General features: G+C 63.0%; 21 protein-coding genes. 10 read left to right on the top strand and 11 right to left on the bottom strand.

Features of this window, described 5'->3' with window-relative positions:
- The first annotated feature begins 49 nt into the window (after positions 1-49).
- From AC6UUM_RS11785 to AC6UUM_RS11775, 3 genes are all read left to right on the top strand, one after another.
- On the top strand, positions 50-505 hold the full coding sequence (locus AC6UUM_RS11785; protein WP_500802470.1) for a glycine zipper 2TM domain-containing protein: 456 nt from the start codon (positions 50-52) through the stop codon (positions 503-505).
- 22 nt (positions 506-527) lie between these two features.
- On the top strand, positions 528-1184 hold the full coding sequence (locus AC6UUM_RS11780; protein ID WP_500802469.1) for a glycine zipper 2TM domain-containing protein: 657 nt from the start codon (positions 528-530) through the stop codon (positions 1182-1184).
- Positions 1185-1276: 92 nt separating this feature from the next.
- Positions 1277-1774, top strand: a complete 498-nt coding sequence (locus AC6UUM_RS11775; RefSeq protein WP_500802468.1) for a Dps family protein — start codon at positions 1277-1279, stop codon at positions 1772-1774.
- Between the two features lie 6 nt (positions 1775-1780).
- Here AC6UUM_RS11775 and AC6UUM_RS11770 read toward each other — a convergent pair whose 3' ends face one another.
- The 10 genes from AC6UUM_RS11770 to AC6UUM_RS11725 form a co-directional block, all read right to left on the bottom strand.
- Complete coding sequence (locus tag AC6UUM_RS11770) at positions 1781-2407, bottom strand: DUF1345 domain-containing protein (protein ID WP_500802467.1); 627 nt, start codon at positions 2405-2407, stop codon at positions 1781-1783.
- On the bottom strand, positions 2404-3579 hold the full coding sequence (nhaA, locus tag AC6UUM_RS11765; RefSeq protein ID WP_500802466.1) for a Na+/H+ antiporter NhaA: 1176 nt from the start codon (positions 3577-3579) through the stop codon (positions 2404-2406). Before nhaA ends, AC6UUM_RS11770 begins: the two co-directional genes overlap by 4 nt.
- Before the next feature lie 61 nt (positions 3580-3640).
- Complete coding sequence (gene rfbB / locus AC6UUM_RS11760; protein ID WP_500802465.1) at positions 3641-4735, bottom strand: dTDP-glucose 4,6-dehydratase; 1095 nt, start codon at positions 4733-4735, stop codon at positions 3641-3643.
- The gene (rfbD, locus tag AC6UUM_RS11755; protein ID WP_500802464.1) at positions 4732-5595 is read right to left on the bottom strand and encodes a dTDP-4-dehydrorhamnose reductase; all 864 of its coding nucleotides are present in this window, start codon (positions 5593-5595) and stop codon (positions 4732-4734) included. The genes rfbB and rfbD overlap by 4 nt, the downstream gene beginning before the upstream one ends.
- Positions 5592-6137, bottom strand: coding sequence for a dTDP-4-dehydrorhamnose 3,5-epimerase (rfbC, locus tag AC6UUM_RS11750; RefSeq protein ID WP_500802463.1), 546 nt, complete (start codon positions 6135-6137; stop codon positions 5592-5594). Before rfbC ends, rfbD begins: the two co-directional genes overlap by 4 nt.
- Complete coding sequence (gene rfbA / locus AC6UUM_RS11745; protein ID WP_500802462.1) at positions 6134-7009, bottom strand: glucose-1-phosphate thymidylyltransferase RfbA; 876 nt, start codon at positions 7007-7009, stop codon at positions 6134-6136. Before rfbA ends, rfbC begins: the two co-directional genes overlap by 4 nt.
- Before the next feature lie 107 nt (positions 7010-7116).
- Complete coding sequence (locus AC6UUM_RS11740; RefSeq protein WP_500802461.1) at positions 7117-8127, bottom strand: hypothetical protein; 1011 nt, start codon at positions 8125-8127, stop codon at positions 7117-7119.
- A 148-nt stretch (positions 8128-8275) separates the two neighbouring features.
- Positions 8276-9391, bottom strand: a complete 1116-nt coding sequence (locus AC6UUM_RS11735) for a glycosyltransferase family 2 protein (RefSeq protein WP_500802460.1) — start codon at positions 9389-9391, stop codon at positions 8276-8278.
- A 2-nt stretch (positions 9392-9393) separates the two neighbouring features.
- A complete protein-coding gene (locus AC6UUM_RS11730) occupies positions 9394-10332 on the bottom strand; it encodes a glycosyltransferase family 2 protein (protein ID WP_500802459.1) in 939 nt (312 codons plus the stop codon).
- Between the two features lie 167 nt (positions 10333-10499).
- Positions 10500-12170, bottom strand: a complete 1671-nt coding sequence (locus AC6UUM_RS11725) for an AAA family ATPase (protein ID WP_500802458.1) — start codon at positions 12168-12170, stop codon at positions 10500-10502.
- 34 nt (positions 12171-12204) lie between these two features.
- Between AC6UUM_RS11725 and AC6UUM_RS11720 the strand changes: the two genes are divergently transcribed.
- From AC6UUM_RS11720 to epsI, 6 genes are all read left to right on the top strand, one after another.
- A complete protein-coding gene (locus tag AC6UUM_RS11720; protein ID WP_500802457.1) occupies positions 12205-13584 on the top strand; it encodes a hypothetical protein in 1380 nt (459 codons plus the stop codon).
- Positions 13584-14357 (top strand): polysaccharide biosynthesis/export family protein, encoded by a 774-nt coding sequence (locus tag AC6UUM_RS11715; RefSeq protein ID WP_500802456.1) that lies wholly within the window; start codon positions 13584-13586, stop codon positions 14355-14357. The genes AC6UUM_RS11720 and AC6UUM_RS11715 overlap by 1 nt, the downstream gene beginning before the upstream one ends.
- Positions 14358-14430: 73 nt before the next feature.
- Positions 14431-15825 (top strand): Wzz/FepE/Etk N-terminal domain-containing protein, encoded by a 1395-nt coding sequence (locus AC6UUM_RS11710; RefSeq protein ID WP_500802455.1) that lies wholly within the window; start codon positions 14431-14433, stop codon positions 15823-15825.
- Positions 15822-16763: a hypothetical protein gene (locus tag AC6UUM_RS11705; protein WP_500802454.1), complete on the top strand. Its 942-nt coding sequence runs from the start codon at positions 15822-15824 to the stop codon at positions 16761-16763. The genes AC6UUM_RS11710 and AC6UUM_RS11705 overlap by 4 nt, the downstream gene beginning before the upstream one ends.
- Positions 16753-17667, top strand: coding sequence for an exosortase V (gene xrtV, locus AC6UUM_RS11700; RefSeq protein ID WP_500802453.1), 915 nt, complete (start codon positions 16753-16755; stop codon positions 17665-17667). Before AC6UUM_RS11705 ends, xrtV begins: the two co-directional genes overlap by 11 nt.
- A complete protein-coding gene (gene epsI, locus AC6UUM_RS11695) occupies positions 17664-18362 on the top strand; it encodes an exosortase-associated protein EpsI, V-type (protein ID WP_500802452.1) in 699 nt (232 codons plus the stop codon). The genes xrtV and epsI overlap by 4 nt, the downstream gene beginning before the upstream one ends.
- A 32-nt stretch (positions 18363-18394) precedes the next feature.
- Here the strand turns inward: epsI and AC6UUM_RS11690 are convergent, their stop codons facing one another.
- Positions 18395-18652 (bottom strand): XrtV sorting system accessory protein, encoded by a 258-nt coding sequence (locus AC6UUM_RS11690; protein WP_500802451.1) that lies wholly within the window; start codon positions 18650-18652, stop codon positions 18395-18397.
- A 185-nt stretch (positions 18653-18837) separates the two neighbouring features.
- Here AC6UUM_RS11690 and AC6UUM_RS11685 point away from each other — a divergent pair, with 185 nt between their 5' ends.
- Positions 18838-20238 carry an undecaprenyl-phosphate glucose phosphotransferase gene (locus AC6UUM_RS11685; RefSeq protein WP_500802450.1) on the top strand — a complete coding sequence of 467 codons (1401 nt, stop codon included), beginning with the start codon at positions 18838-18840 and terminating at the stop codon, positions 20236-20238.
- Positions 20239-20241: the final 3 nt, after the last annotated feature.

Raw genomic sequence — 20241 nt, 5'->3', positions numbered from 1 at the left:
GGCATCCGTCATGTGCGAATCAGGTCTCATCAACCCGAGGAGACCCAAGATGCGCAGCCAGATCACCACCGCAATGCTTGCCAGTATTGGCCCACTGCTTCTGGGTCTGGCCGCCCCTGCTGCGGCCCAGTGGCATGATGCGCCGCAACAATCCCATGGCTGGAATGACCAGCGCGGATGGGATGATCGCGGCCGGGACAATCGCGGCTGGCGCAATCAGGGCTGGAACGATCGTCAGTCCGGCGGGTTGTACAATCAGGGCCGTTACAATCAGGGCCAGTATGACCAGCGCGGGTACAACCAGAACGGGAATGGCCGCCAGGATGCCGGCTGGTGCCGGCGCAGCGACGGCACCACGGGCACGCTGATTGGCGCCGGGGTTGGTGGCGTGATCGGCAATCAGGTCGCGCGCCGCGGCGACAAGACCCTGGGCACCGTGGCCGGTGCCATCGTCGGCGGCTTGCTCGGTCGCAGCATCGATTCCGGCCGCACGGTGTGCCGCTGAATATCAACCAAGGAGATACGCAATGACGAAACTTCCGATTCTGATGCTGGCCGGCCTGATGGCCGCCGCCGCGGTGACCACCCCGGCGCTGGCCTGGGATGGCCCGAACGAACGCCGTGAAGACCGCCGCGATGTGTCGCGCGCTGCCCAACGCCTGCAGGATGAACGTCGCGACCTGTTTCGCGCCGAACAGCGCGGCAACCCGCGCGAGATCCGCCAGGAACGCCGCGAACTGCAGCGGGCGCAACGTGAATTCCAACGCGAGCGCGCCGACCTGGCCAACAACCGCTATGGCAACCAGCGCTATGGCAACCAGGGTTATGGCAATCCCCGCTATGCCTATGGTCAGCCGAGCTACAACCAAGGCAATGGCCCTGGCTGGCAGCAGGATGGCTGGCGCCAGAATGGCTGGCACGCCGAGCAATTCTACCGCCCGGGCGGCAATTACCGCCCGGTCACGCTCGGCCGCAACGAGCCGGTATGGCGCGGTTACGACAATCGTTACTATTGTCGGCGCAGTGACGGCACCACAGGCCTGATCATCGGCGGCCTGGCCGGCGGCGCACTGGGCAATGTGATCGCACCGGGCGGCTCCAAGCTGCTGGGCAGCATCATCGGCGGCGGCCTGGGGGCCGTGGTTGGCAACAGCATCGATCGCGGCCAGGTCGTCTGCCAGTAACAGTCCCAAGAAAAGCGATGGCGTCCATCGGGAATTCCCGTTGGACGCCAACCGCGATTTTGCGGCATTGTCACATCAAAGGAGAACCCCCGATGGCCAAGAAGAAGCTCATTCCCACCGATGCCGGCATCGATCTCGGCATGCCGGATGCCGATCGGCGCGCCATTGCCGCCGGCCTGTCGCGCCTCCTTGCCGATACCTACACGCTGTATCTGAAGACGCACAATTTCCACTGGAACGTCACCGGCCCGCAGTTCAATTCGCTGCACCTGATGTTCGAGGGCCAATATACCGAACTGGCGCTGGCGGTGGACCTGATTGCCGAACGCATCCGCGCGCTGGGCGAACCGGCGCCGGGCAGCTATTCGGCCTATGCCGCGCTGTCCACCATCAAGGAAGCCAGCGGCGTGCCCGAAGCATCCGAGATGGTTCGCATTCTGGCCGAAGATCAGCTGGCGGTGGTGCGCACCGCGCGCAGCATCTTCCCGGTCGCCGACGATGCCCACGATGAACCGACCTGCGATCTGCTCACGCAGCGCATGCAGGTGCATGAAAAGACCGCGTGGATGCTGCGTTCAACGCTGGGTTGATGGCGCTCAGGCCAGCGCGCTGGCCACCAGGCTTACCGTCAGGGCGATCACCGCGATATTGAATGCGAACGCCAGCAACGCGTGAGCCAAGACCAGCCGGCGCAAGGACCGCGCGGTGATCACCACGTCGGAAACCTGGAAGGTCATGCCGACCGTGAACGCGAAATAGAGGAAATCGCCAAAATCCGGGTGGCCATCGTCACCCGGAAACACCAGCCCACCGCCGATGGTCTTGCCGGCTGGCCGATAATAGAGGTTCATGTAGTGCAAGGAAAACAGGCTGTTGGCGAACAGCCAGGCTAGGCCAAGTGATCCGGCGGCCAGCAGGAGGCTGCCCGGATCATGGGCGCCACTGCGCAGTTCCGCAGTCAGGGCGATAAGAACAACGGCCAGAACCAGCATCGCCATGACGCGCGGCACGGCATGGCCCGGTTCGGCCGCACCAGCGCGCAGCATGGCCGGGGTTGCGGTGCGCATCCGCACCGAAAGCGCCAGCAGAAAGCCGATCACTGCGCCATCAAAGGCCAGCAGCAGCGCCGCTTCATGGGCGATCAGACGCACCAAGACCGCCAGCAGCAGCGCCATCAGGCTGGCGAAGGCGGCATAATGCGGGAAGCGCTTCAGCCAGCTCATGCTGATCGCCGGCTGCCCGCCAGCACGACAACGCCGGCCAATGCCGCGATCACGCTGCCGGCGATGATGCCCAGCTTGGCGGCGCTGTCTTGCGCACTGCCTTCGCCAAAGGCCAACCCGGCGATGAACAGGCTCATGGTGAAACCGATGCCACACAGCAGGGACAGACCCCAAATCTGCCTTGTGGTGGCACCGGCCGGCATGGTCACGGCGCCCGTGCGCACCAGCGCCAAGATGGCGCCGAAAATGCCGATCTGCTTGCCCAGCACCAGCCCGGCGACAACGCCAATTACCAGCGGATCGAGCGCGGCCGACAGCGTCAACCCGCGCACATCGACACCGGCGTTGAAGAAGCCGAACAGCGGCACGATCCCAAATGCCACCACCGGCGCCAGCGCGTGCTCGACGCGCAGCAGCGGGCTGTCCTCATGCTCCGGCATGGCTGGGCTGTGCCTGATCGGCAGGGCCAGCGCGACGACCACGCCAGCCAGCGTGGCATGCAGCCCTGACAGATAGACTGCCACCCACAGCGCCGCCCCCACCAGCAGATAAGGCCATACCGCAGCCACGTTGCGGGCATTCAGCAACGCCAGCACGGCGCACACGGCTGCGGCCGCCGCCAGGGCCGCAACCTCGACGCCGACTGTGTAAACGGCGGCAATCACGACGATCGCCCCCAGATCATCGATCACGGCAATCGCGGTCAGCAGCAGTTTCAGGCTGCCCGGCACGCGTTTTCCGAGCAAGGCCAGCACGCCCAGCGCAAAGGCGATATCGGTCGCAGTGGGGATCGCCCAGCCGTTGCTGTTGGCCGGCATGCCGCGATTGACCGCCAGGAACACCAGGGCCGGCACCGCCATGCCCGCCATCGCTGCGACGCCGGGCAGGATGCGGCGCGGCCAGGTGGCCATTTCGCCATCGACGAATTCGCGTTTGATCTCGCAGCCGACCAGCAGGAAAAACAGCGCCATCAGCGCATCATTGATCCAGTGCAGCAGGCTGAGCGGGCCAAGCTCCAGATGCTGGAGATGGAAATAATCTGCCGACAGTGCGGAATTGGCGATCAGCATGGCGATCGCAGCGGCGGCCATCAGCACATAGCCGCCGCCTGCTTGGCTGGCGAGCAGCCGCCGTATGACTGTCAGGCGCAAGCGGGGGGTGAGACGGGGCATGCCCCTGATTAACAGGGGGGCACACCGGGCAAAAGCAAAACCGGCGATTCAGGCAGCCGCTTCAGTTTCGGGCGGCATAGTTGGTCGCCACCCAGTCGCGATAGCTGCCGTCCATGATGGCCCGCCACCAGCCTTCGTTGGCCAGATACCAGCCAAGCGTGGCGGCAAAGCCCTGCTCGAACGTCCGCGCCGGGGCATAGCCCAGTTCATTGCGGGCCTTGGTTTCATCAATGGCATAGCGGCGATCATGGCCGGGCCGGTCCGTCACGAACGTCTTCAGACTGGCGGTGGGCAGGCCCTTGGCCGCCGGTGCGTCGGGGAAGCGTGCCGCCAGCGCCGGATCGGCCGCGAACGCCGCATCGACCGCCGCACACAGCGTGTCGATCACGGTCAGGTTCGGCAGTTCGGCGCCACCACCGATATTGTAGGTTTCGCCGACCCGGCCGCGCGCCAGGCAGGCCTCGATGCCGCGGCAATGATCTTCGACATGCAGCCAGTCGCGCACCTGCTGCCCATCGCCATAGATCGGCAGCGGCCGGCCGTGCAGCGCATTGATCAGGAACAGCGGGATCAGCTTTTCGGGGAATTGATAGGGGCCATAATTGTTCGAACAATTGCTGGTGACCGTATCCAGCCCGTAGGTGTGGTGCCAGGCGCGCACCAGATGGTCGCTGGCCGCCTTGCTCGCCGAATAGGGGCTGTTGGGGGCATAGGCCGTCGTCTCGCTGAACGCCGGATCATTGGGGCCGAGCGTGCCATAGACTTCATCGGTGGAGACATGGTGGAAACGGTGCGGCCGGCCGCTGCCTGCCAGCCACACGCTGCGCGCTGCGGTCAGCAGGCTGAGCGTGCCGAGCACATTGGTGTCGACAAACGCCGCCGGGCCATGGATCGAGCGGTCAACATGGCTTTCGGCGGCGAAATGCACGATGGTATCGACGGCATGATCGCCGAGTAGCCGTTCGACCAGCGCAGTATCGCGGATATCACCGTGCGCGAACACCACATCATCCAGCCCCGCCAGATTGGCGCGGTTGCCGGCATAGGTGAGGGCATCGAGCACGATGATGCCATCGCCGGCATGATGCTGCCGCCAGTAATGCACGAAATTGGCACCGATGAAGCCGGCCCCGCCGGTAACGAGCAAATTGGTCATGCGGCCTTGTCTTTCGCAATCTCGTGCAGGCAATCAATCAATTCGTGGCGCCAGTGCCGCGCCGGGCCGGTGATCGCCCAGCTGCTGGCCTTGTCGAGCACGCTCCACGCCGGGCGGCGTGCCGGGGTGGGATAGTCCTCCGTGCGGATCGGGATCACCGGCACGGCCCGCGTCAGCAGGCCCAGCGCCAGTGCCTCATCCTGGATGGCGACGGCAAAATCATGCCAGCTCGCCACGCCGGCATCGGTCCAATGGAAGATGCCGCTGTGCGCCTGCAGGGCCCAGATGGCGCGGGCCAGGCTGGCGGCGTGAGTGGGCGAACCGATCTGGTCGCCGACAACGCGCAGCTCGTCGCGGGTCGCCATCAGGCGCAGCATGGTGTGCACGAAATTATTGCCGGTCGCCGCATAGACCCACGCGGTCCGGATGATCAGCGGTGCCGGATGCAGCGCCTGGGCAGCGCGTTCGCCGGCCAATTTGGTGCGGCCATAGGCGCTGGCCGGGGCCGGCACGGTATCGGGCGCATAAGGCCGGAAGGCCTCGCCATCGAAGACATAATCGGTGGAGACCTGGACGAACCGCGCGCCGGCGGCAGCGGCGGCACTGGCCAGATGGCCGACCGCGGTGGCGTTGACTGCCAGCGCCGCCTCTTCTTCGGCTTCGGCCTTGTCCACTGCCGTCCAGGCGGCGGCATTGATCACCAGATCCGGGCGGGCGGCGGCGACCACCGCGGCCACCTGATCAGGGTTGCAGATGTCGAACTCAGCCTCCGGCGGCGCGACCAGCGTGACGCCGGCCGGCACGCTGGCGCCAAGCGCGCGGCCCAATTGGCCGCCGCTGCCGGCCACCAGCACCCTCACGCGAAAATCTCCGCATCGGCCAGCAACGGCGCCACCGCGTCCTTGCCAGACAGCAAGGGAACAGTGCCGGTGTCGGGCCAGGTGATGCCAATCGCGGGGTCATCCCAACGGATGCCGCGGTCGCTGCCGGCGTCATAGAGGCTTGTGCACTTGTACACGAAGTCGGCGACCTCGCTCAGCACCACGAAACCATGGGCAAAGCCGGGCGGGATATAGAGCATGTGGTGATTGCTGTCCGACAGCTCATAGCCGACCCACTGGCCAAAATGCGGCGACGACCGGCGGATATCGACGGCGACATCAAACACCGCGCCGCGCGTCACCCGCACCAATTTGCCCTGCGGATTGACCATTTGATAATGCAGGCCACGCAGCACACCGCGCGCCGACCGGCTGTGATTGTCCTGCACGAACGCCAGATCGAGGCCGGCCGCTGCGAAGCTGTTGGCGTTCCAGCTTTCCAGGAAAAAGCCGCGGGCATCGCCGAACACCTTGGGTTCAATCAGCAAGACGCCGGGCAGGGCGGTTTCGGTCAGCTTCACCGGCCATGCTCCAGTTGTTCGAGCAGATATTCGCCATAGCCGGATTTGCGCAGCGGTTCGGCGATGCGCGCCAACTGTTCGGCATCGATGAAGCCCTTGCGCCAGGCGATTTCCTCCGGGCAGCAGATCTTCAGGCCCTGGCGCTCTTCGACGATGCGCACATACAGCGCCGCATCCAGCAGCGAACCATGGGTGCCGGTGTCCAGCCAGGCAAAGCCACGGCCCATCAGCTCGACATCGAGCGTGCCGGCTTCAAGATAGAGCCGGTTCAAATCGGTGATTTCCAGTTCGCCGCGCGGCGAAGGCTTCAGGTCACGCGCCATCGCGACTGCATTGCCATCATAGAAATACAGGCCGGTCACAGCGAAATTGCTTTTGGGCTGAGCGGGTTTTTCCTCGATGGTCAGCGCGCGGCCACTGCCATCGAACGACACCACGCCATAGGAGCGCGCATCCTTGACATAATAGCCGAACACAGTGGCGCCGTTGTCGCGCGCATCGGCCCTGGCCAGCAGTTCCGGCAGGCCGTGGCCATAAAAAATGTTATCCCCCAGGATCAGCACCGACGGATCATTGCCAACGAAATCAGCGCCGATGTGATAGGCCTGTGCCAGGCCTTCCGGGCGCGGCTGCTGGGCATATTGAATGTTGAGTCCCCATTGGCTGCCATCGCCGAGCAGGCCGTGGAAAGCCGACGCATCGGCCGGCGTGGTGATGATCAGGATATCGCGCACGCCGGCCAGCATCAGCACCGACAACGGATAATAGATCATCGGCTTGTCATAGACCGGCATCAACTGCTTCGAAACCGGCTTGGTCAGCGGATACAACCGCGTCCCCGAACCACCTGCCAGAATGATCCCGCGGCGCATATTCAATCCTTCGATCCTGTTGCCACCCGGCACTGGCGGCACTGGCCGGCCAACGCTGCCCGGATCATACGACCCGGGGCGTGGCCCTTCCGGCGACGGTTATCTCTTCACTTTGCCGCTGGCGCAGCGGCGGGTGCTGCGGCAGCAGCCGGTGACTTGGCCGCTGGCTTGGCGCCACCAGCTTGGGCCCGCGCATCCTCTGCAGCCTTCTGCTTGGCAAGGGCCGTTGCCTGCTTGTCGAGCTGGGCGGCGATCTTCTCGGGCGTGTCGAGGCCGTTGGCGTAGGTGATCTTGCCTTTGACCGCTTCGCGCAACTTGGTGAGCTCGGCCTGAAGACGGCGGGCGATTTCCTTGCGCTCGATCAACTGCTGGGCATAGGCGATGGCACGTTCACCGATGAACGGTTCCACCTTCATGTTGCTGACCACGTTGACGTAAACGATCGGTGACGGCGCGCCGGCTGGTTGATCGGTGAACATGAACGGTTCGCCGTTCGGGCCACGCGCCATGCGGATGACTTCCGTGCTCAGCCGCGGATCAAGGATGAGCGTATCGAGCTGCTGCGGCGCGCGGCGATATTCGATGTTGGCATCGAGCAGCACACGCTCCACCGCCTGCATCGATTTGGCTTCCCTAAGTGGCAATGCGGCGAAATTGCGTGGCTGCAGGAACTGGATCTGATCCAGGGTGAGGATGCGGCGATCACCGAAGATCGTCGGATTTTCCTCGACGAATTTCTGAGCCTGTTCGCGCGGCGTTTCTGCCACCTTGCCCGCCACTTCGGCCTGCAACGCCTGCACCAGCAGATTTTCGTCGTTGCGGGTCTTGGCGAGCACGAACTGCGGCGATTGATCGAGCTTGCGGTTGCGGGCTTCTTGGGCAAGCATCTTGCGTTCGATCACGCGGGCGAGACCAACGGCTTCGACCAGCTTGCGCGGGGCGCCCTGCGCCTGCGCGCCCAGCGAGGAAATTTCCTGGTTTACTTCATGAATGGTCACATCGCGGCCATCGATCTGGGCCACGACCTGGCCATCGGGCTTGTCACCATCCTTGGAACAGCCGGCCAGCAAGGCAGTGGTCGCAGCCATCACCAACAGCGATGCGCGTTGCATGTTCATCCCAAAGTCTCCTCTTGTCGTCCGCGCCTGGCCTTGCCGGGCAGCGATTCATTCTCGTCTCTTGCCGTTGCCGAAGCCACAGTCAATGCCCGCATCGTGGCAATAGGGGCCGCAACAGGAGCAGCATCAGCCACGCACCGGGAACATTTCATGGTTTCAAGCCCAGCGCTGCGCGGGCGATGGCGGCAGCATGCTGCGGCTGGCGGCGCAGCAGGCGCCGGACCATGATTGCCCAACTCAACAGCCAGTGCCAGGGCCAGAGCAGCCGATAAAAGCGCCAGATGAACTTGAGGCGAGAGCGGGTGAGCCAATAGTAGGAGAAAGCGCTGCGGCCAGCGTTGCTGTTGGGGGAGCCAATGGATGCCCCCGCCTTGTGAAACATCCGGGCACCGTGCGCGAAGGCGACAGTGAAGCGCTCATCGCCGAGGCGCTCGTTGCGGGTGGCCCAGTCGATCTCTTCGAAATAGAGGAAATAATCCTCTGCCATCGGGCCGACCCTTTGCAGAAAAGGCCTGCTGACCGCGAGGCTGGCACCGATGATGAAATCGGTGGCATCGCAGACCTCTTGCGGGTTGAAGCTGTTGAGCAGTGGCTCGTCCCCGCCGAGCGGCCGGCCAGCGCCAGTAAAGCGATTGAAACTGTAGCCGCCGAGGACCTGGAGGTGATCCGGCTTCCAATACTGGCAAACGATGGTGCCGCACATGCCGATTCGGGCGGTGGCACGCATCCGGGTGACGATCGCGGCGGCACAATCAGGCATGACAACCGTGTCGTTGTTGAGCAGCCAGAAATATTCCAGACGCGGATCAGCCAAAAGGTGGCGCAGGCCTAGGTTGTTGCCGCCGGCAAAGCCGAGATTATCGGGCGAGGCAATGAGGGTGAGCCGGGGGATCGGGTCGGTGCCGATGTCTTCCGGGCCGAGGCGCGCGATGGAAATGGGCTTGGCCACCGGCGGCGAAGACAGCGCGGCAAGGTCGCGCGAGGCAGCAGTGGCCGGGCGATTGCCGGCAGCCCAGGCCATAATCTGATCGGCCGAATCATCGCCGGAACCGTTTTCAACGACGACGACCTTCATCGGGATGCTGGAGCGCAGCAGGCTTTCGAGGCATTCGAGCGTGTCTTCCACGCCGCGGAAATTGACGATGACGACGCCAAGCATGGGCGGGCCGCGCAGCGCGGGATCGAGCGCATCCGCCGATTGCAAACGCAAACCCGCCTGGCGAAGGCGGGAACCAGTGGGCGGCGGGGTGGCGGACGATTCCATTGTCAACGGTTCCAACCAGTGACGGCTGCGGGACCGATACGGCCCACAAGGGCCAGCATACGCCAGCAGCGATACCAGCGGCTGCCGAACAGCACGCCAAGGCCGCGCAGCCGGTTGCCGGGGCCGCCGAGCCGGCGATCGAACAGCATGTGGCGCGCATCGATCAGCGGTGAACCAGCGATCTTGAGCACCAGCCAAAACCAGCGCCATTGCGATTGACCCCCGGCATTATGTTCATGCCAGGCGTGGCTGACCAGCCGATCCCATTTGCGGTTCAGGGCGGCGACATCGGCGCGAGGCGGGTGCAGCACCTGCATGTCGGCTCGGTAGGTAAGCGTGAGTCCGAGCGCGTGGGCGCGGCGGCCCCAGTCCACATCTTCAGCAATCGCAATGCCGCCGAACGGGCCAACAGCATCAAAAGCGCTGCGCGGCATGGCAAGATTGGCGGTGACAGAGAAGTTCCGTGTGCGGATGTACATCTGCTGCCGGAAGCTGAAGACGGTTTCAAAGGCCTCGACCCCGGTCAGGTGGCTGGGATTGGTGACCGCGATGTCAACCGCGCCGCCAGCGATCTGTCCGCTGGCCGCGGCGGCATGGGCGGCCGCAAGCCAGCCGGGGCGCGCGCGGCAATCGGCATCGATGAAGGCGAGCAGCGGTGCGCGGGCAGCCGCCACGCCGGTGTTGCGGGCAAGGCCGGGGCCCGGGCGCGGATCGGCCAGAAAGCGCACGGTGGGGAATGCCGCGACAACGGCGTCCATCGATACCTTGGAGCCATTGTCCACGACGATGATCTCGAACGGGCCGGCGGGCAGATCCTGTTCGACGACCGACGCCAGGCACAAGCCAAGACAGTCCGGCGTGTTGAGATGGGGGATGATGACAGAGATCACCGGCGTGGGGCCGGCGGATCGGGCATTGTTGTTCATGACAGGGCTGTCCATGACGGGGCTCTTCATGACAGGGCCAAGGCCGCCGGGGCAAACAGGCTGCGCAGCGGCTGGCTTGCGTGGTCGTTGTGCCGATGCCCGCGCATGCCGATCTTTCTTGCCGATCCCAAAAACACGCCTATCCCCCTGCGTCGCTGCCTTGGCCTCTCCCTCATGCCGGCTTATGACAGTCCCAGCCGGCCCATCGCTGCGGAGATGATCAGCAAGGCCGCAACCCCCGGATATCCAAAGCGGAAATGCGGATCGCCGGGGCCTTCACGCCGTTCAAGCAGATCGACGTTGTTTACGAACAGCTTGAGATCACGTTCGATCACCAGCGGCGTCAATGCACCGCCCATTTCGGAATACACATCGTCAACCGTGAACCAGCCATCTGCCGAGTTCCCGGCGCGGGCCGCAGCAACCAGCAAGTCCCAGTGGGCGCGTGCCTCTTCGCGGGACAGATTGGCTTGCACACGGCGCGGCAAGCTGGCCTGCCAATCGCTGATCACCCGCTCAATGGCGCTGTTGGCATCGGCTTCGCTCACCCGATCTCGGCCGGCGTTGATGGCGTTGATGCCGGCTTGGTGGCCCAGCAAGCGCACCAGATAAGGCGACCCGGCCGACATGCTTGTTATCATCGACACGGCATCTTCGCCGAAGCGAATGTCAGCGGCCCGCTCGCCCAAGCGCAGCAGGTCCAGCACTTCTTCGGGCGTCATCGGCCGCATCGGCAAGCCGGCAACGTTGCGTCGGATCGACGGCGCATAACCGATGAGTTCATCCAGGTTGAGCGCAACCCCGGTGATCACCAGCTGCACACGCGCAGCGCGATCGGACAGGTTCTTGATCAATTCGGCAACTTCGCGGCGGAAGTTCGGATCCACCACGCGATCATATTCGTCCAGGATCACCAGCACCCGCGTCCCGACAACCCCAGCCAGGATATCGGCCAGTTCGCGAGCGCCGTAATCGCCCGGCGGCAGCATCGAATCGAAATTTCCTCCCTTTTCGGCTTCGCTGGAATTGGGCAGCACCGTCGAGTGGTAGATGGTCGGGATCAGCGCCAGCACACTGCGGAACATGTCGGGGAAAACCGCAGCCGTGCCGCAGCTGGCATAGATGACATGGTAGCGCGCCTCGCGGGCCGTCTGTGTGAACACGTGGGCAAGGCTGGTCTTGCCGATGCCGCGCTCACCATAGATCACCACATGAACCCGCTGTTCCTCGATGGCGTTGATCAACTGGGCCATCGCCTCGTGGCGGCCGGCAAAGCCCTCGCGGGCGGTGACTGGCTGGGACGCACCTAAGGAGTCACGCAAGGCCAGCCTGCGGCGGGCCAATATGCTTGTGGTATCGCTTTCGACATCATCAGACGCGCTTGCGATAAACTTGGGCAGCATCGGACCAGGCTCAAAGTCTGTCTGGCGCCACAAGGCTTTTTCGGATGTCAACTGGTCGTCGCCGGGCGGCAGGCCGTCACCGGCCGTGTAAGGCAGTGGCAACGCCATGGGATCCAGAAACCGGGTCGTGGCCGTGTCCGTGGTTTCAAGCGTATCCGAACCTGCGCTGTCGTCGGCACCGCTCCGCAATTTGCGCTTCCAGATCATCACCACCTCTGTACCTGCACAAGACATCAACCGTTCGCGTGCACGCTCGGTGCCGTTTACGGCATTGCGTGCGGAACAGTTTCGCTCTGCGTCGTGCCTCTGCCACGAAGTCCGGCGTGAAGCGAGGGTCAAATCGGCCACTATCAGGCCGAATCGTGCGAAAAGCCGGATTGCCGGCGCATGCACGGTTGCCGGTTGGCCTGCCGGCGTGTAGCAGGCGGCGATTGAAGCTTGGCTGGCCAAGGACGTGAATTGGTTGGCAAGATGCAAGCAAGGAATGACGACCGCAATGGCGCATGAGGCAATTGGTGTGGCGTGGCAGCAGTCACCTGACAAGGCGGCCTTTGTTATGGTCATGGCCAGCTTGTCTGTTGCTGCGATCGCTGCCCAGCCTGCCACCGCACAAATCAATCCCTATGTGCAGAAACCCAGCCAAATTGGCAGTGACAGCGACGACAGCCCTGTGCGGTCCGGCGCCAGAGTGCCCGGCCTTCTCGGCTTCGGCGGGCGCGGCCTTGCGGTTGTGGCGTCGATGAGCAGCCGATATGACAACAATCTGTCGCGGCTGCAGCTGGCTGATGACGGCATGCGGTTCCAGCCGCAGGTTTCGGCCAGTTACGGCCTCGGCGGCAACCGTCTTGGCCTGTTTGCGGCCGGCAGCTATGGTCGCGACATCGTGCGCGGCAACCAGCTGATCCGGGGCGGCGATCGCAGCAGTCTTTCGGGCGGCCTGGATTTTGCTTTGGCCAGATGTTCTGGCGAACTCGGGGGATCGTTCCGCAAGAGCTTGAACTTGCGCAGTGACGCCTCGCTCTTCGGTGCCTTTCAGCAACAGGCGGTAACCGCGGGCGTTGCCGCCAATTGCCGGATCGGCCGCGCGCTGTCGGTAAACGCCGGCATCAGCCGGAGCGACGACAAGAATACCGGGGTCAGCAGCCAGGCGCTGAATTCCGAACGTCTGGATTATTCGGCCGGCCTTACCTTCAACGCCAACCGACTTGGCGAGCTTTCGCTCGGTGGCGCAATCGCCGATTCCAAATTTCCGGGCAGATTTGTCGTAACCCCCAATGGCACCGTCGAGGACGGATTCAGGCAGCGATCGCTGCGGATTGGTGTCTCCAAGGCGATCGGGACCCGGATTACGGTGGCGCTGGGCGCTTCGGTGATCGATAACAAGCCGGGCACGCCATCAGCGGTGATCATCGTGGATGGGTTGCCGCAGATTGTCGATCGGACCGGGTTCAACGGCCTTGGCTATGATGGCACGGTTGATGTCAACTTGTCTTCGCGGCTTTCCCTGCAGTTCACGGCTGATCGCAATGTCAATTCCAGCCCCTTTGTTGGTGCATTGCTCACCGTCAACAATTCGTATTTGGCGTCGGCAACCGCCCGGCTTGGCCAGTATAGTGTTACAACCGGCGCCCGATTCAGCCAAACCCGGTTTCAGGGCGGCTTCGTGTCGCAATTTGATCCGACGCCGCGCCGGGCGGATCGCTTCCAGTCCTACTTCCTCAATTTCGGTGGGCGGATCGGCCAGCGACTGCGTGCCAGCGTGGAAGTGAACCATACGAGGCGGATTTCGAACCCGGCAGCGCTCAGTTTCACCTCAACAGGCGCCGGTATCAATCTCAGTGTCGCATTTGGAAGGGGTAGTTGATGATTAACAAGCTCAAGATGGCGATGCTTGCTGCTGCGTTTGCGGTGGGCGCCCAGGCGCAGGACGCTGGATACCAGGGTTACCGGCTTGGGCCGGACGACACGGTTCAGGTGATTGTCTATGGTCAGGCAGAATTCAATGTCAGCACCCGTGTGAAGCACGATGGCACGATCGTGATGCCCTTGATCGGCATTGTGAAGGCCGAAGGTGAAACCAATATCAGCCTGGCACGGCAGATCACCGACAAGCTGGTGGCCGGCGGTTTTCTCAAATCGCCTTTGGTCAACATCGAAGTCGGTGCTTATGTGTCACGTTCGGTAAATGTTGCCGGCAATGTCGGCCAATCGGGCATCTATCCGCTCGATCGTCCGTATCATGCCCTGGAGATTTTGTTGAAGGCAGGCTGGGTGCGGGTGGACGCGGCGAATTTTGTCTATCTGCGCCGCACTGGCCAGCCGGTCCGCACTTTGCAGGTGGACGATCTGGTGAAGGGGGAGCGTGACAGTGATCCGCTGCTGGTGCCGGGCGATACGTTGTTCGTTCCGCCGGCTGAGACATTCTTCATCTATGGCGCAATCAACGGCCCAGGGATGAAGGCGATCTTGCCGGGGATGACCATCCGCCAGGCCGTCGCGCTTTCGGGCGGCGTGTCAGCTTCGGGCAATGCCAACAAGGTTGGATTGATTCGCGGTAATGCCAAGGAAATTGACGCCGATCTGTCACAGAAGGTGCTGAATGGCGACATTCTGGTCATCAAGGAGCGGTTGTTCTGATTCGTGGATTGAAGGGCGCAGCGCCGGCGGATCCGGGATGTTGCCCAACATTAACAAAGGCTGACAACAGGCGATGAGTATCATTCAATTGCTTCGTATCCTGATGGCCCGTCGATGGGTCGTCTTGATCGCGGTATTCCTGTCGCTGACCGTTGCGGTTGCGGTGGGCCTGATCCTGCCTGCCCGTTATCCTGCCAGTGCGCGCGTGCTGATGGACAATTTCAAGCCTGACCCGGTGACCGGCGCGGTGATCAGTGGCAATGGTTTTCGCCAATTCATCAGCACGCAGCTGGAATTGATCAAGGATTATCGCATTGCTGGTGAAGCCGTTGACCGCCTTGGCTTGACCGGCAACGCCGCCTTGCTGGCCGATTGGCAGGCTGAAACCGGTGGCTATGGCGATTTCCGTCGCTGGCTTGCGGACCGGATTGTCAGAAGCGTGACCGTGAATGTTGTCGAGGGCAGCAACATCATGGAAATCAGCTATGAGGCCAGCAACCCCGAAGTTGCCCGCCGCACGGTGAACGCGCTGCGTGATTCCTATATCGTCAACAGCCTGAAATTCCGCACGGACAGTGCCGGGCGCACCGCGGAATGGTATCGCGAACAAGCCAATCGCGCTTTGCGGGCGCTCGAAACCGCCGAGACGGCCAAGAACCAGTTCGAACAGGAAAACGGCATCGTGATGACGGCTGAAGGCGAGGTCGAAACGGTTCGTCTTGCCAGTCTGCAAGCGGCTCTGACTGCTGCCCGCAGCAACCAGGGCTTGCAACAGTTCGAAGCCATGCGCCAGGCAACGGCATCAAGCCTGGTCGATCAGCTCAAGCTCCAGCTGCTGACGTTGAACGACCAGATCGAACAGGCCTCGGAAAGGCTGGGCAACCAGCACCCGACCTATCTCGGCCTGCTCGCGCGGCGCACTGAACTCACGCGCCAACTGGCGCGCGAACAATCCGGTGCGCGTGCAGCGGGTGCGGCTCAGCTTGGCGCAACCAGCAGCGGGATTGCGCAGTTGGAAGCGCAATATGCCACCCAGCGCGCCAAGGTGTTTGCCATGAAGGACAAGCTTGATCGCCTGACCCAGCTGGTCAGCGAAGTGGCCCTGCGCCGGCAGCAATATGAACAGTCAGCCAAGCGAACCAGCGAATTGCAGCTGGAAGCCAATGTGGCGGATTCCGGCCTGATCGTGCTGGGTGATGCGACGGTTTCCAATTCACCGTCGTTCCCGGTCTGGCCGCTGATCATTGGTTTGGCGTTGGGGGCCGGGCTTGCGCTGGGCGTGGTGATGGCGATGATCATCGAATTGCTGAACCGGCGCGTGCGGGGCGGCGAGGATCTGGCCTTTGCCGCGCGCGTGCCGGTGTTCACCGTGATTGCGGATCGGCGTCGTCCCGAATGGCAGCAGGGGCTCAAGCGCATACTGAATAGACGGGGTCGTAATGCGCCTGGTTGGCAGCCGGCCCAATGATTGGTGAACCGATGGACAATGTCGAAAGCGAAGTGCAGGCGGTCGAGGCCGAGATCGCTGGCAGCGTCGTGTCTGGCGGTGGCTACACCTCGAACACGCGCTATGATGCGCCGATCCGCGATGTTCTGACCCGGTTGGGCTATCTGACCGAGGACCAGGCGGCACGCGTGGCTGGCCATGCCGGCGACCGCGCGCTGGATTTCGATCAGGCCGCACTGGAATTGGGTTACATCACCACCGAAGATCTCGATCGTGCGCGTGAACAACTGATTACCAGCATGGCGTTGCAGGATGTGGCGCGCCGTCCGGTTTCGGATGAACTGGTCGTATTGTCCGATCCGGCGTCGGTGCGGGCGGAATCGATCCGCATGCTGCGCACGCAGGTGATCGCCCAACATATCAAGAACGGCCGCCGCGGCCTTGCGGTGGTGGGTTCGGCCGATGGCCATGGCTGTTCGTGGGTGGCGGCCAATCTTGCCGTCGCGATGTCACAGGTCGGCTTCAAGATCTTGCTGGTTGATGCCAATATGCGCAGCCCGCGCCAGGATCAGATCTTCGGCCTTGATCCCAACGCGCCGGGCCTGTCCAATTTCCTGTCGTTGCAGGTGGCCCGACCGGAACGTGTGGTGAATGCCAATATCCTGCCCGGATTGGCACTGATCACCGCCGGCCCGCCAACCAGCCGTCCGCAGGAATTGCTGTCGGGCAACCGCTTTCGCGACGGGGTCAACGCGTTGCTCCGCGAATATGATCTGGTGCTGTTCGATACCCCGGCCGCCAATACCAGCGCCGATGCGCTCAATATCGGTGCCGCTGCGGCTTACGCCCTGATCGTCGGTCGGGCGAACCATAGTTTTTACAAAGATATCAGCACGATGGCCGATCAGTTGGCGGCGGCGCGCTGCGCAGTGGTTGGCGCGGTGCTGAATGAATTCTGAACCCGCACATCGCGCTGCTATGGCGAACACGGCACCCGTGCCCAGCCTCGATTGGCGGCGGTTCCTGACCGAGCAATGGCCTTTGGCGATTGGTATGGCGGCCATTGCCGGGCCGACAATCGTCAGCCTGGGCCAGGGGCCATGGCAAGAGGAATCCGGCGTTCACGGCATCATCGTGCTGGTCACCGGCATCTGGCTGGTGCTGCGCCGGTGGAGCGATATCGTGGCCATGCGGTCCCCTGGGCAACCGCTGATCACTGCGGCCATCCTGGCCGTTGCACTCCCGCTCTATGTGGCCGGCCGGGCGTTTGAATTCATCAGCATCGAAGCTGCCGCGCTGCTGCTGGCGATGGTGGCTGTGATGCAGCAATATTGGGGAATGGCGGTGCTGCGCCTGCTTTGGTTCCCGATCCTGTATCTGGGCTTTGTCGTGCCGATCCCCGGATGGCTGCTTGATACGGTGACACTGCCGCTGAAAGAGCTGGTGTCGGAACTGGTCACGGGCGGTCTGGCGAATTTGGGGTATCCGGTTGGGCGGCTTGGGGTAACCTTGTATATCGGGTCCTACCAATTGCTGGTGGAAGATGCCTGCGCCGGGTTGAATTCGCTTGTCAGCCTTTCGGCCATCGGCCTGTTTTATGTCTACTTGATCCGCGGGTCCAACCCGGTCTACTCGCTGTTGCTGTTGGCAATGGTCATTCCCATTGCCATCGCGGCCAACTGCGTGCGTGTGTCTGCGTTGGTGTTGATCACATATTATCTCGGCAACGCCATGGCGCAGGGATATCTTCACAACTTTGCTGGTATGGTGACCTTTGTGTCCGCCCTGCTGTTCATCTTCCTCCTCGATTGGCTGCTCACGCCGCTGCGCAATTCCTTGGAACGTCGGAGCATTGCCGCATGACGCGCCCCAGCCGCCGCGACGTTCTGATGGGGGGGGCGCTGCTGGCCGGAGCCGGCGCCGCGTTTGCGATGACGCCGCGCGGTCGGCTGAGCCTGATGCTTCCCGGGCACCAACTTGAAACGATCATTCCGAAGCAACTGGGACTGTGGACCTACGCACCAAGCGGCGGGATCGTGTTGCCACGGGACGAAGGTGGCCTTTCGGCAAAGCTTTATGGTCAGGTGCTCAGCCGCGTCTATTTCTCGCCATCACGACTGCCGGTGGTGCTGGTGATCGCTTACGGGGAAGTGCAGAACGACCTGCTTCAGCTGCATCGCCCGGAGGTCTGCTATTCAGCCGTCGGATTCGATATTTCGGAAACGCTGCGCACCGATATCTCGCTGGCACCGGGTGTGAACATGCCGGCGCGGCAACTGGTGGCGCGCAATGACGAACGGGTGGAAACCATCACCTATTGGACCCGCATCGGGGATGATCTACCCACAAGCGGCACCGAACAGCGTCTTGCCAAGCTAGGCCAGCAGCTCGACGGCTATATATCTGACGGCATATTGGTGCGCATGTCCTGCCCAGTGGCACCGACGCCAGCGGTTCGGGAGCAGTTGGCCGAATTTGCGCGTGCCATCGTGGCCGGCCTGCCGGTTGCCGATCGTCCGGCCTTGTTGGGGCGGCCACTGGCCGCGCGCATCGCATGAACAGCGCAGGCCAATGGCAGCGGCGCGCGCGATCAGCCCTGGTTGAAGGGTTGCAGCACACGCCAGATGAAGGCGATCGTGGCGGCGAACAGTGCGATCGCACCGGCATGCAGCAGCATTTCGCCAGACTTCAAGGCTTCGTTGCCAATGAAATTTGTGGCGGCACAGCCGACCGCTGCAACCAGATACTGCCAAAGATGGTCACGCGGTTCGCCCTGGCTGCGTTGCAGAAACAACACGATCAGCCCGGCAAACGTCATGACGGTGAGCCAATCGTAGGGCGTTTCCATTTCGTTTACTCCTTTGCGTCGCGCTATATAGCAAGTTACGACGTCCGCACCATGTTGTTTGCGCCAGCACAAAAAATCCGTGGATGGATGCCACGCGCCGCCTTGGTGCGCCTGACATGAATTCGCAACATCCCCTGCGGGCGCCAGATATGCCCTCGTTGCGGGTTGCCACCAAGGGGCCCGGCATGCCGCTTGGGGCGGCCATCTTGCTGGTGCGCGCGCTGGAATTTCTGGTGGTCGGCTTGGCTGGCGTGCTGCTGGTGTGGTTCGGGGCATTCGAACTCGAAGGCGACACGGCCATTTATGGCCGTGTCGCCTTGATCGCGGCGCTGGCGTTTGCCGTTCTTGCGGAAAGCCTGGGCGCCTATGATATCGAAGCGCAGTTTTCGCTGCGTCAGGGCTGGCGCCGTGTGATCGTCGCCTGGGCGATGACGGCCCTGTTCCTGATCACAATGGGCTATCTGCTGAAGGCGTCGGACTCGGTCTCGCGCGCTTGGGCGATCGGCTGGTTCCTGTCCGGCGGCGCATCGTTGCTGCTGGCACGCGCCTTGGCGACAATGTGGGTGCGCCGCTTGAAGAACAACGGTACGTTCAACGAACGGGTGGCCATTTTCGGGGCTGGCCCGCAAGGCGTGCGATTTGCCGAATATGTTCAGGCCCATGATCGCCTTACCATCTCCCTGATTGGCATGTTCGACGATCGCAAGGCCGATCGGTTGCCGGTAGAGGTGGCCGGCGTGCCCCTGCTCGGCAATCTTTCGACCCTGATCGGCATGATCCGCGAAGGATTGATCGATCAGGTGGTGGTGGCCCTGCCGTGGGCCGCCGAACGCCGCTTGCAGGATGTGGTCAGCCGCCTCGCGCTGACGCCGGTAAAGGTGCGACTGGCGCCCGATCTTGTCAGCTTCACCTTCGCACGCCGCCCGGTGGTCATCCTGGGTGATGTGCCGGTGATGACGCTGTTCGACAGGCCGATAACCGGCATGTCGGCGATCATGAAGGATCTCGAAGACAAGGTGCTGACCGGCATCATCCTGGCGCTGATCTGGCCGGTGCTGCTTGCGATTGCCGTCGCCGTGCGTCTCGATTCGCCCGGGCCCATCCTGTTCCGGCAGCCGCGCGAAGGCTTCAACAACCGCCCATTCAATTGCTACAAGTTCCGGACAATGTATCACAACCGTCTGGAATACAAAAATATCACCCAGGCCAGTCGCGATGATCCGCGCGTGACCAGGGTGGGCCGCATCCTGCGTCGCACCAGCCTTGATGAACTGCCACAGCTGTTCAATGTGGTCACGGGGGACATGTCGCTGGTTGGTCCACGGCCGCACGCGCCGTCCACGCGCGCTGGCGGCCGGCTGTTTTCGGATGTCGTGCAAAGCTATGCCGCCCGCCACAAGGTGAAGCCCGGCATCACCGGCTGGGCGCAGGTGTGCGGCTGGCGCGGCGAAACGGACACCGAAGAGAAACTGGTCAAGCGCTTCGAGCACGATCTCTACTATATCGAGAACTGGTCGCTGTGGCTTGACCTGTACATCCTGCTGCGGACGGTGGGGGCGGTGCTGCTGCCGCGCAATGCCTTTTGATGC

It is taken from the genome of Sandarakinorhabdus sp. (genome assembly GCF_987265915.1).
The sequence above is the reverse complement of the archived record's forward strand: the minus strand, read 5'-3'. Positions and strand labels throughout refer to the sequence as shown.

Coding starts and splice junctions, on each gene's coding strand:
- AC6UUM_RS11785 (WP_500802470.1), top strand. CDS start 50: ATGCGCAGCCAGATCACCACCGCAATGCTTGCCAGTATTGGCCCACTG.
- AC6UUM_RS11780 (WP_500802469.1), top strand. CDS start 528: ATGACGAAACTTCCGATTCTGATGCTGGCCGGCCTGATGGCCGCCGCC.
- AC6UUM_RS11775 (WP_500802468.1), top strand. CDS start 1,277: ATGGCCAAGAAGAAGCTCATTCCCACCGATGCCGGCATCGATCTCGGC.
- AC6UUM_RS11770 (WP_500802467.1), bottom strand. CDS start 2,407: ATGAGCTGGCTGAAGCGCTTCCCGCATTATGCCGCCTTCGCCAGCCTG.
- nhaA (WP_500802466.1), bottom strand. CDS start 3,579: ATGCCCCGTCTCACCCCCCGCTTGCGCCTGACAGTCATACGGCGGCTG.
- rfbB (WP_500802465.1), bottom strand. CDS start 4,735: ATGACCAATTTGCTCGTTACCGGCGGGGCCGGCTTCATCGGTGCCAAT.
- rfbA (WP_500802462.1), bottom strand. CDS start 7,009: ATGCGCCGCGGGATCATTCTGGCAGGTGGTTCGGGGACGCGGTTGTAT.
- AC6UUM_RS11740 (WP_500802461.1), bottom strand. CDS start 8,127: ATGAACATGCAACGCGCATCGCTGTTGGTGATGGCTGCGACCACTGCC.
- AC6UUM_RS11735 (WP_500802460.1), bottom strand. CDS start 9,391: ATGGAATCGTCCGCCACCCCGCCGCCCACTGGTTCCCGCCTTCGCCAG.
- AC6UUM_RS11730 (WP_500802459.1), bottom strand. CDS start 10,332: ATGGACAGCCCTGTCATGAACAACAATGCCCGATCCGCCGGCCCCACG.
- AC6UUM_RS11720 (WP_500802457.1), top strand. CDS start 12,205: ATGACGACCGCAATGGCGCATGAGGCAATTGGTGTGGCGTGGCAGCAG.
- AC6UUM_RS11715 (WP_500802456.1), top strand. CDS start 13,584: ATGATTAACAAGCTCAAGATGGCGATGCTTGCTGCTGCGTTTGCGGTG.
- AC6UUM_RS11710 (WP_500802455.1), top strand. CDS start 14,431: ATGAGTATCATTCAATTGCTTCGTATCCTGATGGCCCGTCGATGGGTC.
- AC6UUM_RS11705 (WP_500802454.1), top strand. CDS start 15,822: ATGATTGGTGAACCGATGGACAATGTCGAAAGCGAAGTGCAGGCGGTC.
- xrtV (WP_500802453.1), top strand. CDS start 16,753: ATGAATTCTGAACCCGCACATCGCGCTGCTATGGCGAACACGGCACCC.
- epsI (WP_500802452.1), top strand. CDS start 17,664: ATGACGCGCCCCAGCCGCCGCGACGTTCTGATGGGGGGGGCGCTGCTG.
- AC6UUM_RS11690 (WP_500802451.1), bottom strand. CDS start 18,652: ATGGAAACGCCCTACGATTGGCTCACCGTCATGACGTTTGCCGGGCTG.
- AC6UUM_RS11685 (WP_500802450.1), top strand. CDS start 18,838: ATGCCGCTTGGGGCGGCCATCTTGCTGGTGCGCGCGCTGGAATTTCTG.